General features: G+C 57.1%; 2 protein-coding genes. Both read left to right on the top strand.

The genetic code is table 11. The annotated features are described in order from the left end of the window. The first annotated feature begins 72 nt into the window (after positions 1 to 72). Positions 73 to 327 (top strand): hypothetical protein, encoded by a 255-nt coding sequence (locus tag FSO04_RS48980; protein ID WP_414693537.1) that lies wholly within the window; start codon positions 73 to 75, stop codon positions 325 to 327. Then, positions 227 to 574 carry a DDE-type integrase/transposase/recombinase gene (locus FSO04_RS46000; RefSeq protein ID WP_414693538.1) on the top strand — a complete coding sequence of 116 codons (348 nt, stop codon included), beginning with the start codon at positions 227 to 229 and terminating at the stop codon, positions 572 to 574. The genes FSO04_RS48980 and FSO04_RS46000 overlap by 101 nt, the downstream gene beginning before the upstream one ends. Positions 575 to 620: the final 46 nt, after the last annotated feature.

The raw sequence follows: 620 nt of genomic DNA, 5'->3' as shown, positions 1-620 counted from the left end.
CCGTCGGCTGTGGTACAAATAACGATCAACGAATCGGTTCGAGTGTCGGCCTGACCGATTTCAGGACCCGCGATGAGCAAGCTCAAGCGTCTGGACGGGCTGTTCGCCGGCGGTCACTTTGATCGTGACGTGATCATTCTTTGCGTGCGCTGGTATCTGCACTACAAGCTCAGCCTACGCGATCTCGTCGCGAGTAAAGGCAGCCAAAGCGTTTTTTCGCAAGGCCATCAAGCTTCAGCGCCAGTCGCCGAAGACCATCACGCTCGATGGCTATGCGGCTTCGCATCGCGCCGTGCGCGAGATGAAGGCCGAGCGCCTGCTGCCTGAGGACACAACGGTTCGATCCTCGAAATATCTCAATAACCTGATCGAGCAGGACCATCGCAATGTCAAGTCCAGAGCGAACGCGATGCTCGGCTTCAAACGTTTCAGGAACGCGGCAATCACCCTTGCGGGTATTGAGTTGATGCACCGCATTCGCAAGGGGCAATTTGGCCTGAACCGCTTACACCGCAAGACACCACTACGCCCGCCGTCTGGAATGCGGTCATCGTTGCTCAATGCGGTCTCCTGATCTGCTGGCATCAGCTCGCCGAGGCTATCTATTTGCACCAGTGCCG

It is taken from the genome of Paraburkholderia madseniana (assembly GCF_009690905.1).
Lineage (GTDB): Bacteria > Pseudomonadota > Gammaproteobacteria > Burkholderiales > Burkholderiaceae > Paraburkholderia > Paraburkholderia madseniana.
This window is presented reverse-complemented; position numbering and strand designations above follow the sequence as displayed.